The 16094-nt window shown below is 62.2% G+C and carries 12 protein-coding genes; 4 read left to right on the forward strand and 8 right to left on the reverse strand.

Annotated features, from left to right (window positions below):
- Positions 1-947 (forward strand): NAD(P)-dependent alcohol dehydrogenase (locus C8J42_RS17240; RefSeq protein WP_133021074.1); only part of this gene is annotated, 947 nt, incomplete at its 5' end.
- Between the two features lie 96 nt (positions 948-1043).
- Here C8J42_RS17240 and C8J42_RS17245 read toward each other — a convergent pair.
- The 7 genes from C8J42_RS17245 to C8J42_RS17275 all read right to left on the reverse strand — a co-directional run bounded on the left by C8J42_RS17245 (position 1044) and on the right by C8J42_RS17275 (position 10376).
- On the reverse strand, positions 1044-2636 hold the full coding sequence (locus tag C8J42_RS17245; RefSeq protein ID WP_133021075.1) for an alkaline phosphatase D family protein: 1593 nt from the start codon (positions 2634-2636) through the stop codon (positions 1044-1046).
- Positions 2637-2658: 22 nt separating this feature from the next.
- Positions 2659-5298 (reverse strand): TonB-dependent receptor, encoded by a 2640-nt coding sequence (locus tag C8J42_RS17250; protein WP_133021076.1) that lies wholly within the window; start codon positions 5296-5298, stop codon positions 2659-2661.
- A gap of 462 nt (positions 5299-5760) precedes the next feature.
- Positions 5761-6372 (reverse strand): DedA family protein, encoded by a 612-nt coding sequence (locus C8J42_RS17255; RefSeq protein ID WP_056483499.1) that lies wholly within the window; start codon positions 6370-6372, stop codon positions 5761-5763.
- The gene (locus C8J42_RS17260) at positions 6369-6776 is read right to left on the reverse strand and encodes a hypothetical protein (protein WP_243644566.1); all 408 of its coding nucleotides are present in this window, start codon (positions 6774-6776) and stop codon (positions 6369-6371) included. The genes C8J42_RS17255 and C8J42_RS17260 overlap by 4 nt, the downstream gene beginning before the upstream one ends.
- Positions 6773-8023, reverse strand: a complete 1251-nt coding sequence (locus C8J42_RS17265) for an arsenic transporter (RefSeq protein WP_133021077.1) — start codon at positions 8021-8023, stop codon at positions 6773-6775. The genes C8J42_RS17260 and C8J42_RS17265 overlap by 4 nt, the downstream gene beginning before the upstream one ends.
- Complete coding sequence (locus C8J42_RS17270) at positions 8020-9147, reverse strand: metallophosphoesterase (RefSeq protein ID WP_243644567.1); 1128 nt, start codon at positions 9145-9147, stop codon at positions 8020-8022. The genes C8J42_RS17265 and C8J42_RS17270 overlap by 4 nt, the downstream gene beginning before the upstream one ends.
- On the reverse strand, positions 9144-10376 hold the full coding sequence (locus C8J42_RS17275) for an MFS transporter (protein WP_243644568.1): 1233 nt from the start codon (positions 10374-10376) through the stop codon (positions 9144-9146). The genes C8J42_RS17270 and C8J42_RS17275 overlap by 4 nt, the downstream gene beginning before the upstream one ends.
- A gap of 590 nt (positions 10377-10966) precedes the next feature.
- Between C8J42_RS17275 and C8J42_RS17280 the strand changes: the two genes are divergently transcribed.
- Both C8J42_RS17280 and C8J42_RS17285 read left to right on the forward strand, forming a co-directional pair.
- On the forward strand, positions 10967-11623 hold the full coding sequence (locus tag C8J42_RS17280) for a J domain-containing protein (RefSeq protein WP_165895537.1): 657 nt from the start codon (positions 10967-10969) through the stop codon (positions 11621-11623).
- 368 nt (positions 11624-11991) lie between these two features.
- Positions 11992-12453 (forward strand): VOC family protein, encoded by a 462-nt coding sequence (locus C8J42_RS17285; RefSeq protein WP_133021080.1) that lies wholly within the window; start codon positions 11992-11994, stop codon positions 12451-12453.
- Positions 12454-12615: 162 nt separating this feature from the next.
- On the opposite strand, the gene C8J42_RS17290 is transcribed toward C8J42_RS17285, so the two are convergent.
- Positions 12616-14124: a diguanylate cyclase gene (locus tag C8J42_RS17290; RefSeq protein ID WP_207897166.1), complete on the reverse strand. Its 1509-nt coding sequence runs from the start codon at positions 14122-14124 to the stop codon at positions 12616-12618.
- 469 nt (positions 14125-14593) lie between these two features.
- Between C8J42_RS17290 and C8J42_RS17295 the strand changes: the two genes are divergently transcribed.
- Positions 14594-16081, forward strand: a complete 1488-nt coding sequence (locus C8J42_RS17295; RefSeq protein ID WP_133021082.1) for a DUF389 domain-containing protein — start codon at positions 14594-14596, stop codon at positions 16079-16081.
- Positions 16082-16094 lie beyond the last annotated feature (13 nt).

The following is a 16094-nucleotide window of genomic DNA, read 5'->3' on the forward strand; positions in this document are numbered from 1 at the left end:
TCGTCAAGGTCGGCGCGGTTTCCCTCAACCACCGCGACAAGATGGTTATCGATAGCGGGCGCGGGCTTACGCTCGACTTTCCATTCACGCCGGGCTCGGATCTAGCTGGCCGCATCGTGGCGATGGGCGACGATGCCGAACGGTTCGCGGTTGGCGATCGCGTGATCTCCTGCTTCACGCCCGAGTGGATCGATGGTGCCCGCGCAGGCACGGCCCGCACCCCAGCCTATCGCACCCTCGGCGGCTATTTCGCCGGCGTACTGGCAGAGTATGTTGTACTGCCTGAAGACTGGCTGGTCACGGCACCATCGGCGTTGGACGACGCCCAAGCGAGTACGCTGCCCTGCGCTGCGCTCACCGCCTGGTTCGCACTGGTCGAGCGCGGCGGAGTGCGCGCCGGCGACACCGTATTAATCCGGGGGACTGGCGGAGTGGCGCTTTTCGGGCTCCAGTTCGCGAAGTTGCATGGGGCGAAAGTGCTCGTCTCTTGTAGCTCGGAGAAGATCGATCGTGTCCTGGCGCTGGGAGCCGACCATGCAATGGATCGACGCCAAGCGGATTGGCTCGAAGCTCTATATGCGTTGACTGACGACCGAGGCGCGGATCACATTTTAGAGACCGTCGGCGGGACTTTTCTCGGCCAGTCGGTACGGGCCGCCGCTGTCGGCGGACGCATCTATCAGATCGGCGCGCTCGATGGTTTTGACATCTCCTCGCCCGTTATGCCGCTCATGATGAAGGACGTGACGATCCACGGCATTGGCACCGGTCATCGCCGTGCGTTTGAGGACATGGTGCGCGCGGTAGAACGGACCAACATGACCCCGGTAATTGACAGCCGCTTTATGATTGCCGAGCTACCAGATGCGCTCGACCGCTTCGACACCGGCCCGTTCGGCAAGATCGTAATCGATAACACAACATTTTCTCACCGCGAACATGCATGAGTGCCTAAAGTTGGGGTGTTGAATCAGCGCGTGAACGGCTGGAGCTGGCCCATTCAAACATGCGAGCAGATTTCGCTAAGTAGTCTCGCGCACCGGTCAGGCGTGATGCAAGCCTGGCTTGCCGCGCTCGGTAACGAAGCTGGCGTGCGTCGAGAGCGTCCCGTTCCGCGTCGCGATCGTGTTCAGGACTTTCAGGTCGCCGCGCCATAGATCGCGACCGACGTCGCATAAGACATAGCCACGCCGGTCAGTCAGGGCCTTCAGGTTCGCATTTTCGGCGCGGGACGAACGAGTGTAGTCGTCGTCCTCGCCTACGCCGTCCGCCCCCGAGCTGATCGAGGTCGCGAGGTATTCGCTGCTGATGATCTTGCCGTTGCCGTGATCCTGGATCAGGTCGCCAGCGTAATGGCGGTGCGCGTCACCGCTGACGGTCATGACGTTGCCGGGGCAATGCGCGTCGATGTGCGCAAGCAGGCGACGGCGGCTGTTCATGTAGCCCGACCATTGGTCCATCGAGACCAGCTGCTCGGTCTGGCCCACCTTGTGATAGCCGAGGTTCATCAGGCAGACCTGCTGCGCGATCAGGTTCCAGCGTGCCTTCGAGCGATCCAGCCCCTTGAACAGCCACGCTTCCTGCGGGGCGCCGGTGATAGATCGGTCGGTGGCGAAGGCGTCCGGTCCTTGCGGCGCATCACGGTCGCCGTAGACCTGGTCGGAACGATACTGCCGCGTATCGAGGAAGAACGCGTCCATCAGATCGCCGAAGCGTGCGCCGCGGTACATTTGCATGTGCGATCCGTCGGGCATCGACGAGCGGCGTAGCGGCATATGCTCGTAATACGCCTGCATCGCCATCGCACGCCGCGTCCGGAACACCTCCGGCGCGGTGTTGTCCTGGTCGATGTCGCCGGCCCAGTTGTTGTCGACCTCGTGATCGTCGAAGCTGACGAACCAGGGCGCGGCGGCGTGCGCGGCCTGGAGATCGGGATCACTCTTATACTGCGCGTAGCGCTGGCGGTAATCGCCGATCGAATAGATTTCGTGGCCGAGGTGGCGACGCACCAGCGGCTTCTTCGCGCCGCGCGCCTGTTCGCCGCGGTCCGGCCCCTCGTAGATATAGTCGCCGTAATGGAACACGAAGTCGATCGGTTCGGCGGCGATGTGACGCCATGCGGTGTAATAGCCCTCCTCGTAATGCTGGCACCCGGCGACGGCGAAGCGCACGCGATCGAGCGGTGCGCCTGGCGGGGGCAGGGTCGCCCCGCGGCCGGTGCCGCTACGCTCGCCGCCGCAGGTGAAGCGGTACCAATAGGGCCGCGCGGGGGCGAGTCCGGCGACCTCGACATGGACCGAATGCGCCAGCTCAGGGTGTGCGATCGCCTCGCCGCGCTGAAGCACCTGACGGAAGTCGGGATCGGCGGCGACCTCCCATGCGACCAGCACCGGAGCCATCATCATCCCGCCATCCGGTTGAAGCGGCAGCGGGGCAAGCCGGGTCCAGATGACGAAGCCGGTCGCGTCCGGATCGCCGGCCGCGACGCCCAACGTGAACGGCGGGGTGGGGAAGCGCGGGGCCTCGATCAGGTTGCGGGGCCGCACCTCGGCGGCGGAGGCCCGCCAAGGCAGGACACCAGCGGCGATCAGGCGCCCCAGGGCGGACAGAAGATAGCGGCGATCGACTTCGTACATGGTCGTAACTCCGTTCGGCGTATCAGCGCAGCATGATGTGGAAAAAGGCACCCTGGCCATAGTCGTCGACTTCGCTGACGTAGCGAAGGCCGTTGCCGACCAGGAATTTCGGCTGGTCGTTTAGCAGGTTGGTGATCTCGTATTTGAACGTCACGTGTTTCGTCACGCGGTGCCACAGGCTGAGGTTGACGGTGGTCAGCTCCGCGCGGCCGTTGTCGTCCTGCGCGGTCTCGCCGATGCCCTCCATGTAACTGCCGCGGTGCGTGACGGTCGTGCGGAACGCGCCGTCGATCGCGGGCAGGCGAAGCGTCGCGCCGCCGTTGATGATCCATTTCGGCTGGTAGATTAGCCGGTCGAGCGTACGCGATCCGGCATCGCTGGTGATCGACATCCGCCCCTTCAGCCAGGTCGCGTTGAAGAACGGATCGATCCGCTGGCCGAACAGGTTCACATCGTGATCGGCCGCCTGGAACTCGATACCGTAGAGGCGCGAATTGTCCGCGTTGAGCGGCTGGCGAACCCGGTAGTTGACGTCGTCGATCAGCTGCGTCGTGGTCAGCGTGAAGATGTCGTCCTTGATCCACTTGGCGAACGCGCCGAGCGAGATGATGCCGTCCTTGTGAAAATACTGCTCGAGCTGGACATCGAGATTGTCCGACCGACGCGGGCGCAGATCGGGATTGCCGCGGCTGATCGAGCAATCCGCCCCGCCCGAGTCCTCGTCGCCGCAATTAAGCGATTCCGGCTGCGCGATGTTGCCGGGCGTCGGACGGCCGAGCGTGCGGCTGTACGAGAAACGAAGCTTCTTTCCGCCGGCGAAGTCCTGGATGCCGGTGAACGACGGCAGCAGGTACTGGTACCCGCCTTTGTTCCGCGTCATGACCGACGATGCGGTGCCGCCGGTGATCGTGGGCTGGAACGCGGAAAAGCGCGTGTGGTCGTAGCGGACGCCCGCAACCAACGTCGTGTCGTCAGTGGCGTAATGTAGCGACAGAAACGGCGTTACCAGCCGCTCGGTGTAGCGATAGTCGCCGGTAATGCTGTCATAGGTGGAATTGGGGACGTCCTTGACGAACTTGGGCCACAACTCCTTCTTCACGCGGGCCCAGTCGACCCACGGGAACGATTGGGGCGCGCCGACCGGGACGTAGCCGGGATCATAGAGATAGGCGTTCATCGCCTGACCGAGCTTGTATTCGGTCATGTCGACGTTGCGCGCCAGTTCCAGGTTTCGGAACTCGATACCGGTGACAAACCCGAAGCCGCGATCCTCCGGCTCGGCATTCCAGCCATAGTCGACGCGCGCATTGGCTAGCCCCTCGTTGGCCATGCGGTAGGTCGTCTGCGCTGTGCTGAGCTTGTAGGGAGATCCGAGCACAAGGCCGGGCTTGTTGATCCCGGTGACATAGGGCAGCCCGCCGGTGCCGTCATTGCCCGCCGCCCAGTCCAGCGAAAGCCCCGTCGGATAGGCGCGGACGCCGATATAGGGCTGCGTATTGTCGTACCGGGCGCGCGTATAGCCACCGCGAACGCGCAACGACGAGCGGTCGTCATGCCATTCGACATTGCCGATCGCGCCGACCGTCGCCTTGTTCCAGGTATCGTAGCGATAGCGTGAATAGAGGCTGTTGATGTCCGATCCGCCGCCCTCCGCGGTCAGGTCGCTGACGCTGTTCTTGGTGTAGTAATCGTTCTTGTTCATCGTCGAGGATTCCCACTGACGATAATTGAACCCCAGCAGCGACGCATAGATGTCGGTGCCAAGCGGACGCCATTCGAACTTCGCCGAACTGCCCGCAGTTTGAAGGCGGTTGGTGTAGCTGCCATAGCTGTGGTTGTACGGCACGGCGATGCCGTTCCACGCGGGATCGTCGGGGCCGGCCAGCTTCTTGCCGGCGTCGCTGAAGTAATATTTGGTGTCCTGCCACCATTTACGCGAGTTGCGGATACGGTTCTCGTAGCGCGCCGACAGGACTACGCCGAACTGGTCGCCCGCGCCGAACTTGTCGGCAAACACCATCTTGCCGCCACCGCCGAAATGCGGCGTGCTGCCGTTGCCGGCATTGCTGCCGCCATCGCCCTTGAACGATGAATAGATGCCATAGCCGTCGACCATAACGTACCGGCGCTTCAGCCCGAACGCGCTGCGCGTGACGATGTCGACGATCCCGCCGATCGCCGCGCCGTCCTGTTCGGCAGTGAAGGTCTTGTAGACGTCATTGTGGAAGGCAAGTTCCGACGGAATCTGCTGGAGGTTGACCTTGCGCGATCCTTCGCCGTCGTTGCCGATCGTAGCGAGCGTGATCCCGTCGATGGTGGTCTGGTTGAGATCGGGCGAGATGCCGCGGATGCTGACGAACCGCGGCGCATCGCCGTCCTCGATCGCGCTGATACCGGGCAGTAGGATCAACTGGCCTGCGACGCTGCCGTCGGCCGACAGCGTCTCGAGATCGTCGAATACGATCGAGTCACGTACCGACGTCGATTGCTCCTTGTCCGAGCGGATCGTGCGATCGCCCATGACGATGATCTCGGACTTGGTCTGCTCGGGATCAGCGGTCGGGTCTTCGGCGTTTGCGGCACTAGCTACGAACAACAGTGGAAGCGCACAGGCCGCGGACGCGATCCACCGGACGCGTCTGGCGGGCGAAAGGAATAACATTGGGCCAGCATCTCCGAGAGGGGCGGGCAGATAGGCCTCCCGAGGATGGAAGAGCTGGTCCTACCCATTGTGAGACCAATCTGCGGCCTCGAGCGCCTCGCCTATGATATCGACGCGACATAACCGCGTCAGTTATACTGACCTTTTATGACAGTCCGTATTAATCAGTCGAACTGTTCGGCCGCGTATCAAAGCTGTTTGGTACTGAGCTAGGCCGGTACTCGGCACCGCGACTACTAGGTAAGGCGGCCCTTTTTCGCAGCGGTCGGGATGACTTTCGGAAGCCACCGATTCCTAAGCAGTCATTTCGACCAACCGCTTCAACCGAAGGCAAGCGCTGCCTTGGAACTCGATGAATGAACGGCGGAGGTTGACACGCGGGGAACGTCGCCCGAACGGCGACTTATGGGTCGTCTGACGTTTTCCGCCGTGCCGTTTAGACCGACCGGGGATAATCAGTCTTCAAACAGTTCCTTCCGAAGGTACTTCTGCTTTTCTTTTCCCGAACAGCTTCCATCCCAGAAATCCTGTGACAAGAAGACCTAGTACGACCCAGGTAAGATTGCCGAGTAAGCTGGCCACGGTCTGAACCTGATCACTAAATTGGCGTCCGAGCGAGACGTATATGAGAAGCCAAAGCAGTTCGCCGGCAACGTCGAGCAGGATGAACCATCTCCAGGGGTATTCCGTAAGCCCGCTCGTTACATTTATCCAAGGTCCAAGCGGGCCGATCAACCAGCGGCTGAAAAAGATGCCCCAACCTGCCCATTTCCGTGAATAGGTTTCCGCTTGGGCCACTTTGTCAGCGCCACCGATGCGCTTGGTCACGGTTGTAAGAAGCGGGCGGCCCCCAAAACGACCAAATGCATAGCCGATCTGGTCGCCAAGCACAGCGCCGGCCGCACCTGAGAGCACTACCGGCCAGAAGCTTAGTTCACCTTGCGCAACGAACGATCCCATTGCGATGAGCGTCAACGAACTGGGGAAAGGAAGCCCCGCAGCCGCCAGCACCATTGCTCCAAATAGGGCAGGCAATCCGTAGGTCGTCAGCAGTTCCAGGAGCTGTTCAGTCACGACTTCGATCTCGTCGACGGGGAAGACTGCAATGGCGGGGCGGGTGGTGGGTAGGGCGGTCGGGCGTGGACGATCGCGTAAGTGAGCTTGGCTTCGATCTGCGTCATTGTTTGCCCAGTGTCCTGCGCGATGCGGCCGAGCGGACGGCGATCGGGTTCCGGGGGCAGGTTCAGCGCGCGGTGGAGGACGTGGGGTGGCACATGATACGAATGCGCGACGTACCCGATCGTCATCCAGCGCTCGATCGGTTCGTCGCGGTGAGCGTTCCAGTAGATCGCGTCGCTGACGGTGCGCGCGGCGTGGTAGCCGGTAAACGCCACCGCAGCCACGAACAGAGCGATCAGCAGGCGCCGCCACATCCCGTCGCGCGTCATCCCATCCGGCGTCATTTCATCCCGTGTCATCCTAGGGCAATCCTGACACCCAAAGCAGCGATCAATGCCAGCGGCATCGCCACCGCGCCGACTTTGAGGAACCGCCAGAACCCGATATCCTGCCCCTCCCGCCGGATCGCCTGCAACCACAATATCGTCGCTAGGCTGCCGGTGATGGACAGATTGGGGCCAAGGTCGACGCCGATCAGCAAGCCATCAATGACCAGCTTGGGCGGCTGGGCCTGGGCAACCGCGGTGCTGGCAACCAGGCCTGCGGGCAGGTTGTTCATCAGGTTCGATCCGAACGCCAGGATCGTCCCCGATACCGCCGACGCCTGCGCCGGATCGGCCGACGCGGTGCGGATCGCGTGCGCGACCCACGCGATCACGCCGGTCAGGTCGAGCGCTTCGACCAGGACGAACAGTCCAGCGACGAGCGGCAGCACGCTCCACGAGATATCGCGCAGCAGCGCGACCGGCGACGACCGCGCGATCGTGCAGACCGCCAGCGTCGTGACGATACCGGCGATCGCGGTCGGCAGGCCGAGTTCGATATCGAGCGCGGATACGGTTAGCAGTACGATTGCGGTGGCGACGATCCCGACGAACGCGGCCTTGCCGCCCGCGGTGAGCGGGGTGCGCTCGACCGCGCTGGTGCAGCTGCCTGCCAGTCGCGTGCGCTCGAGCCAGCGTAGCACGGCGAACGTGACGACGATCGACGCCAGCGATGGCAGCGCGAACGAGGCGAACCATTGCCCAAGCGGCGGCATCTTGCCACCGTAGAGGACGAGGTTGGCGGGGTTGGAGATCGGCAGGACGAAGCTTGCCGCATTGGCGATCAGCGCGCACGCGAACAGCAGCGGCAGGGGGTCAGCCTTTGCCTTCTTTGCCGCGGCATAGACTGCCGGGGTCAGCACCACCGCGGTCGCGTCGTTCGACAGGAAGGTCGTCGTGACGATGCCGGTGACGTAGACCAGCGCGAACAGCCGTGCGGTCGATCCCTTTGCGTGGATCGCCGCGGTCGCCGCGACCCAATCGAACAACCCTTGCGCGCGCGCGACCTCGCTGAGCAGCATCATACCGATCAGGAACAGATAGACATCCATGCCCTTGGCGACCGCGCCGATCGCCGCAGGCAGGGGCATCAGCCCGAACAGCAGCAGCAACGCTGCCCCTGCCACCGCCCAGATCGCCTCCGGCCAGCGGAACGGTCGTGCGATCACCGCAGCGGTCGAGGCGGCGCAGATACCCCAGGTAGCGCCGGTCGCGAGGATCACCAGTGCTTCCCATTCTTGTTCGGGCCGAGCTGCGTGCCGGCGATGCCGTGCTCGGGCCACGCGCCGATGCTGTGGAGATCGCGACCCGGCGCAATCGGCACGCCGCGCCGCGGGATATCCGCTTCGCCGCGGACCAGGATTTCGACCATATCGCGGTCGGTGCCGACGCTGGCCGCAACGCGGTGGAGCCCGGCGTCGAGCGTGATGCGCAACGACCAAAGCGCCGTGCCAGAGACGGCGAGCATCGGCTGGGCGATGCCATCGTCGACCGACAGCAGCACCGGCTGTGTCGTGCCGCCGAACAGCTTGGCGACGATCTCAACTTCGCCCGGCCGCGGGACCTGCGTGGCCTCGGCGGGGCGCGTCACCAGCCGGATGTCGGCAGGCGCGACGATCTGGACGAACGGCCAGTCGCTGCCTGTTTTCTTGAACCGCCAGCTCGGCACGCGACCGTGGAGCGTGACGATCGAAAAACCGGGCTTGCCGCCGCCTTCCTCGATCTCGCCGGTCGAACGCGTTGCGCCGTAGACGACCCGTCCGTCGTTGAGCAGTTCGTTGTAATGCGTATGCCCGGTATCGACGAAGGCGACGCGGGCGTCGGCGAAGATGCGGGCAATATCCTCGCCATCCGCGGCGAGGTCGCCGGGATAGGCATGCATGAACACGACCGGCGTCTGCCGCTCCGCCTCGGCGCGCGCGAGTTCCTCCAGCAGGCGGTTGCGGTGGTGCATCGTCAGTCGAAAATCGGGGCCGCCCGCACCCGCCGAAACGATATCGAGGAAGATGCAGCGATGCCCGGCGATGACCTCGACCTCGGGCCGGTTCGCTTCGGCAAAAGCGGCGTCGTAATGCGCGAGATCGCCGAGTTCGAAATCGTGATCGCCGGGGATGACCCGGTAGGGCAGGCGCAGGGAAGCGAGCGTATCGGCGATGACCCGGTATTGTTCGGCCGTCGCGTGATTGGCATTGTCGCCGGGCAGGTAGACGAAGTCCGCGGCGTCGCCGATATGCGCGTTGATTTCCGCGACGATCGCGGCGAGCCGGTTGCGGCTTTGCCAGTCGTTCGCCTCGTCCATGTGCAGATCGCCGATGTGCACCCATGTGATGGAGGAAGGGTGGGTCACTTGTGCGTCTCCGGCATGGCGGTGAGGTACAACACGAACCCAGCTGCTGCGATCCCGGCGAGTGTCAGGAAGCTCGCGCTGTATCCGGCCCAGACGATGATTGACCCGGCCAGCGTCGCCGACAATGCTGCCCCCAGGCCGAACACGCTCGAAACGACGCCTTGGCTGACGTTGAACCGGCCGGATCCCTTGGTCAGGTCGGCAACGATCACCGGGAACAAGGCGCCGAATATCCCCGCGCCGATCCCGTCGAGCGCCTGTACGCCGACCAGCCACCACGGATCGTTCGACACGGTGTAGAGAGCGCCGCGCGCCGCTAGGAAGCCGAACGCGACCAGGAAGATCGGCTTGGTGCCCCAGCGTTCGGTGTTGCGCCCGACGACGATCGCGACCGGCACCATCACGAGCTGCGCCGCGACGATGCACGCGGCAGTTAGCGACGTCGCCTTGTCGGTGCCGACGGTACGACCGAGCAGCTGGCTGACCGAGGTCAGCATTGCCGCGTTGGCGAGATGGAAAGTGAACGCGGCTGCCGCGAAGATCATCAGCGGACGGTTCTCGATCAACGTCTTCCAGCCGCTCGGCTCCTCGCAGCCTTCCCCCGGCTCGCAGTCGAGGCCGCGCGCGACCGCATTGTCGATGTCGTCGTTCTTCAGCCGCCCCGCGACGATGACGCTGGCGACCGTTAGCCCCGCCATCAGCCAGAAGACGACGACCGGACCGAACGACCAGGCAAGGACGCCGGCAAGCGCTGCCGACACGGCATTGCCGGCGTGGTTGAACGCCTCGTTGCGACCGACCCGCTTGGCGAACAGCTTCGGCCCGACCAGCCCCAGCGTGATCGCCGAGATGGCCGGCGCAAAGATCGCGCCCGCCGCAGCCGCGATCGACTGGGTAATCGTTACCATCGTGAAGCCCGAGACGATCGGCAGTGACAGGCTGCTCAGCGTCACCAGCAGGGCGCCGGCGATGACGATGCGCGGCTTGTTCTTCGCCCGGTCGATCAACCCGCCCGCCGGCGTCTGCGACAACAGGCCGACGATCCCGGCGATGGTCAGCACGAGGCCGACCGTCGCCTCGTTCCAGCCATGCGAAGGCCCACGTACGACCAGCAGGTAGATTGCGAGATACGGCCCGAGCCCGTCGCGGACGTCCGCCAAGAAGAAGTTGAGCGCGTCGAGCGTACCGGTAGGCACGCTGCGCTGCGCCGTGTCTTTCGTCTCGGGCATGGCTGCAGCAGATCCCATCGGGTGTCTCCAGATTTCGCGTAAAGAAAGGTGAACCGCGCAGTAAAGCGCTTCAGAGGCGGTAGCCTGAACGATGCCGTTCAGGTTCGATTTGCAATGGCTTGAAACATGCCGGATTAGCTGCGCAATATCGTTTCGGAGCTCATACAAGTTCCGAAGTGGACCGATATTCGTAAGAATAACCATACATGACAGTATGTTAAAGCTTCTATGAATCGGATTTCACAGTCTGGTAGAGTGCGTTGACTATGGGGCGCGTTCCACGAAGCGTTGATTGGCATGCCTTTGGATCGGCAAGCTATAAATCGAGAGACATCCGAAGGAATGTCCCGAGTCTGACGAGTATGGGCAAGGTGTCGAAGTGATCTGTTGTTGAGGAAAGCGACAGTTTGCAGCCGACGAACGGACCCGGCGCGGTGCGCATGATGCCGGGGGCACGCAAGGCGGTCATGGTGCCGAGATGAATAGATGTCCGAAGTTTGGGAGCGGGCGAGGCCGCCTAGGCATCCGGATGTAGGTTAGCGCCCGGGGGGCGGCGTCGTGTCATCGAAAGCAGGATGTTGCGGATGGGAATGGTAGCCATCTGGCTGTTGGCGCCTAAAGCTGCCCTTTGGATCACCCAGGAGGCTAGGTTTAGATCACGCGCCAGGCGGACTTTTCTTTTTCGCGTTTTAGCCGCAAGTAATGGCCAGATGGCTCTCTCACCCAATTATTATTCTGTTTTAGAGGTGCCCTCGACGGCAAGTCGCGAAACTATCCACGCCGCCTGGAAAGCGCTGCTCCGTCAATATCACCCCGATGCAAATCATGGTGTGGATGTTTCTGCTCGTGCGAAAGAGATCAACGAGGCGTATTCCGTTTTGGGAAAGAAGGAAGCACGCGCGACCTATGATCGGTCGCAGATCAGGCCGTCTGCCCACCGAGCGACCGCGAACCGCGCGTTTCACCCCAGGAAAGCCGGCAGGCGCCCGATGCGACCTAGCCCGTCGATGCAGCCCAGCGGTAGCTTCTCGCAGCCGCTAGAAACCAACGAATGGCTGATGGGTCTTTTCCTGCTGATCCTCACCGCCGCACCGATCGCTACAATCCTGGTTCTGTGGAATGAGGAATCCGGATTGGCACCGACGGTTCGACGTAACGTCGCCGCTAATCACGTGCCTGAGCCCCCCGCAAAAGCCGTCCGCAGCTCATCGGGCACAAAACTCAGATTTGGACAGCCTGCTTCCTAAACTACAGCCTGCTTCCTAAACTATCGCCTCGTCGCGACATTCGAGTTCGCAGGATCAGGCGCCAAAAGCAGTCGTAACACGGAGATGGACGAGCGGCCGAAGTTGGAAGCTGGGAGGGGGCGGGGACGTCTGATTATGGGTCTCCGCGGCCGCTGATCGCCTGATAGCTGCATGACCAAGCTCGTCTGCTCCCAAGGTCTTTCGCATCCTGGAACTTGCTGCTTTAAGAGGCTCAAAGCCTTTCCGTTTCTCCGTGCCCATCAGCCCATATTGGGAAAGTGTATGCGGGGAAGGGTTTAGGGAAAGCGGTTTACGATGGTGAACGGTCGCGTGGTAAGCACGGCCGGCATACCAGTGAGAGGGCAGTAATGACGGACACCGCAAACGTAATTGCCGTGGACCACACAGGCTTTGTTGTGTCGTCTTTGGACGAAGCCGTTCGGTTCTGGACGGGAGCGCTCGGTTTTACACTTGAGCGGCAATCGGAGATGGAGGGCGACTTCCTGCATCAGGTGACAGGTGTCGATGATCCGAAAGTGAGAACGGCGATCGTCAAGGCACGAGACGGCTACGTGGTCGAACTGTTGGAATATTCAAACGGGCTCCAGAACGGGACGGTGCCTAGCGGCGCGGGATCGATCGGAGCGGCCCACCTGGCTCTGACCGTAAAGGATATTAGTGTCGCCATTGCCCGCGTCGAGGCAGCAGGATGGAAGGCGAAAGGCAATCCGCTGCCGATCCTGGGTGGTCCACGGAAGGGAACGTTGGTGGCCTACGTTTCAGGCCCCGATCATATCACGATAGAGCTTATGCAGCCGACAGCCCGTTGATGAGCGGGCAAAAGCTTTGCCGGCCCATCATTCTTTTGAAAGCCGGCTAGGCAGCGGACAGGGCCGAGGCTCAGCACCTTCTTTGCTGCAATACTGAATGGATGACAGAAGTTGGGGAGCCAGAAAGAGACCGCGAATGACCGCAAGTGGGTCTTTTTGATTTTAGGCCAGAAGACTTTTGGTATTTTGCGTTAGTTGTAGCTTCCTTCGATCGTCAATATCAATGTTAATACCCAACCACCTGACAATCCGTCCATCCTTAGTGCGCAACGGAACGGCATGGACGCTCATCCAACGGTACATCCCGTTCTTTCCTCTTAAACGGTACTCCGCATCAACGGCTTGCTGATCGTGTACGGTTTCACGCCACTTCTGCATCGTAGCTACTCGGTCGTCGGGATGGATTGCAGTTAGCCAACCATAGCCTTTCCAATCGTCATAGCTTTGACCGGTATAGGCCCGCCAGCTGGGACTGTCGGTCTCGATAAGACCATCGGGCGCACTTTCCCACGTCGTTGCGGCGATGCCGGTGACGGCTAATCGTTCATACACTTCGCCATCACTCAACATTTCGTGCGTGACCGGGTAGCTGTCTGTGCGCCCTTCCGCGACCGAGGCGTAATCGATTGCATCACGTTGTTTGAGACTGCCGGTATCGACAGGCGGACTTCCAATGCGACTTTTCCGCTCCGCCTTTCTCCGTCTCAGCACTTCGTCTGCAGCCACCAGAAGGCAGTTCATACTCTGATTGTTACCAGTGTAGCGGCTTGATCCGACGCTAGCGGCGCAGTTCACCGAATGGCTGCCCAACACGTATGAACCGTTTAAGGCCTGCTCAATGCGTAATCTGTGTCGCTCAACGTCGAGGTCGGAATCGGAGTTGATTTGCACAACGACAAATTCGTCGCCACCGAGCCGAACAACCACGTCGCCAGGATTACTGCATGCCCGCAACCTATCGGCGACCAAACATAGCAGGCTATCGCCTACCTGATGACCAAGGCGGTCGTTGACTGGTTTGAAGTCGTCAAGGTCAACATAATGAAAAGCGATACGCCCGTGTCGTTCTGGCCGGGCGTTTGTCTCAAATGCCTCGGCAAGAGCGAGACGGTTGCCAAGCCCAGTCAGATGATCCGTTTTGACCTGACGAGCAAAGGCGTGTCGCGTAGTCGCCTTGGCCGACTGCGATCGATATCGTTGGCGGGCGCTACGAAGGCCACCAGCGAGCAGCGCAAACAGGCATAGAGACGATACACTGGCATTCGCATCTCCCCGGAACAAAAGAATGGCAGCCGGTGGTGTCACTGCGAAAATCAGGCTCGGAACGACAATGTAAGGACGCATCGCAACGGTAGACGCTGCTCCGGCAGCGTAGCCCACGACGAGAATGCCGATGGGCATCTGCCATTCTGCAGGTGGCAGCATGTACGATCGTGCGGCAAACAGACCAAAAACTGTCGCGAAGGCCCAATAGGTGAGCGCAAACTGACGTTCAAAGCGCTGGGCGTCGACCAAGGGCGTTTCGGTGTTGTCGTACAACCGTCTACCGCGGACAAGAACGACAAGGCGGGCCACGCTCGCGCAGCCTCCCATCGCAACCAAGCTGGCCAGAGCGATATCCTGTGAGGCACGGACGCTGAGCGCACCAACCATAAGGAACAACAGCGTCATGATCACTGCGGGCATGCGCGTGCCGCACAGACTGGCAACAAGCTCGACGTACGTTCCGTCCGGAATATCGCGAACGATTGGGCTCTCAGTGGCTTTCACATGCCTCTGATTAAAGGCAAAAGGTGAAAGCATCCTATCTGAACGCGCGCTCGAGAACGCGGGTGGGGTTTGGGTAACGGGGACCTAGATTTAGCGGCCGCAGATGGGAGGCCCACCGCCTATCGTGGGCGACTTCTAAAGATGTCGGGGCAGGGGCACTTTCTGCTGCTTGATCGGCTCTTCCCGTCTGCGCGCCAGGGTTGACACGATATAGGACGGCAATGTCTGCGATTGCGCATATTGCTCGTATCGCCACCCTGTGGGCATTTCGCGAAAATCTGTACAACGGTCTATCTAAGACCTTCGCTATGACGGAGACGAACCAATCCATCTAAGCCCATCGAAATTCGTTACGCTCCCCCGGGCGTGGATGGCCAAGGCTACCGAAGGCGTCGATCATGACGGCGTCCTGCGACAGATCGCCGAAGAAGCGGGGTGGTCGGGACGCTATGCCTTCCTGATCGTCATCTCGGCTGCGATCTCCTTGCTTGGGCTGCTGATGCCGTCGGTCGCGGTGCTGATCGGCGCCATGCTGCTGTCGCCCCTGATGATGCCGATCATCGGCTTGGGCTTTGGCATCGCCACGCTCGACTTTCGTGAGATACGCCGCGCCGCAACGGCGTTGGTCTTGGGCGCGGCGATCGCGGTGGCACTGTCCGTCGTCCTGATCCTGCTGTCGCCGGTACAGACTATCACCAGCGAAATTGCCGGGCGGACGCAGCCGACGCTGTTCGACCTGCTTGTCGCACTGCTGTCGGCCATCGCAGGGGGCTATGCGCTGATCCGCGGGCGCGGGGGTACGGTCGTCGGGGTCGCGATCGCGATCGCCCTCATGCCGCCACTGGTGGTAGTCGGGTTCGGCATCGCGACATGGAACTGGGTGGTCTTCTCAGGCGCGTTGTTGCTGTTCCTGACCAACGCCATCACGATTGCGCTGACGGCGGCCCTCGTCGCGAGGTGTTACGGCTTCGGCAGCCATCTTTCGCCGCACCATACCGGATGGCAACTCGTCCTGTTCGCCGTCGCGATCGGGGTCCTGTCCATTCCTCTCGGCGCCGGCCTGCGTCGGATCGCTTTCGAAGCGGTAGCCCAGCGGCAGGTGCGCGACGCGCTCGGGGAGGACTTTCCACCCGGTGCGCGTCTGAGCCAGGTCGAGATCGACCATGGTACGAACCCGGTACGCGTCCGCGCCGTGATGCTGACACCACGGATAGAGCCGGGGGCGGATCGCAAACTTGCAGCGGACCTCCGCCAACGGCTCTCGCGACCAGTTGATGTCCATGTCGACCAGGTGCGCATCTCTCCCGAAACCGGCGCGGTCGAGGCCGCGCAGATTGCGCGGGCGGGCAATGGTGATGCGCTGCGCGCCGCTCGCGAGCGTGATCGTGCGATCGCGGACGTCGCCCTTATCGCAGGCGTTCCCCTATCATCCGTGCAATTTGATCCAGCCGCGCGAACGATCCGCGCCGCTGCGGCGCCGCTGACCGGCCTCGGCATTGCCGGCTACCGCGATCTGGAACGTCGTGCCGACGCTGTGATAGCCGACTGGCACGTCGTTCTCGATCCGCCGAACGACATCGCCTTGCCGGACGTCATGATCGACTCAGGGGTCATCGACGATCAGACGCTCGATGAAGCAGGCTGGGCATCGGCGCGGCTCGCGCGCACGCTCGACGTATCGGGCGGCAGCCTGCGGCAGCGCACGGCAATCGCAGAGGGCATCGTTGCGCGAGGGGGGAGGGCGGAACCCAGGCGGGCGGGCGGCCGCCTTCGCCTGAGGTGGTCGGTCGATACCGATCAAGCTGCGCCCGGCGTCCAGAGCGGCCGCGTAGCACCGGGCAAGCAGGCTGCGCCGTAAGATTACAGCGATG

It is taken from the genome of Sphingomonas sp. PP-CE-1A-559, from assembly GCF_004340965.1.
In the GTDB taxonomy this organism is placed as follows: Bacteria; Pseudomonadota; Alphaproteobacteria; order Sphingomonadales; family Sphingomonadaceae; genus Sphingomonas.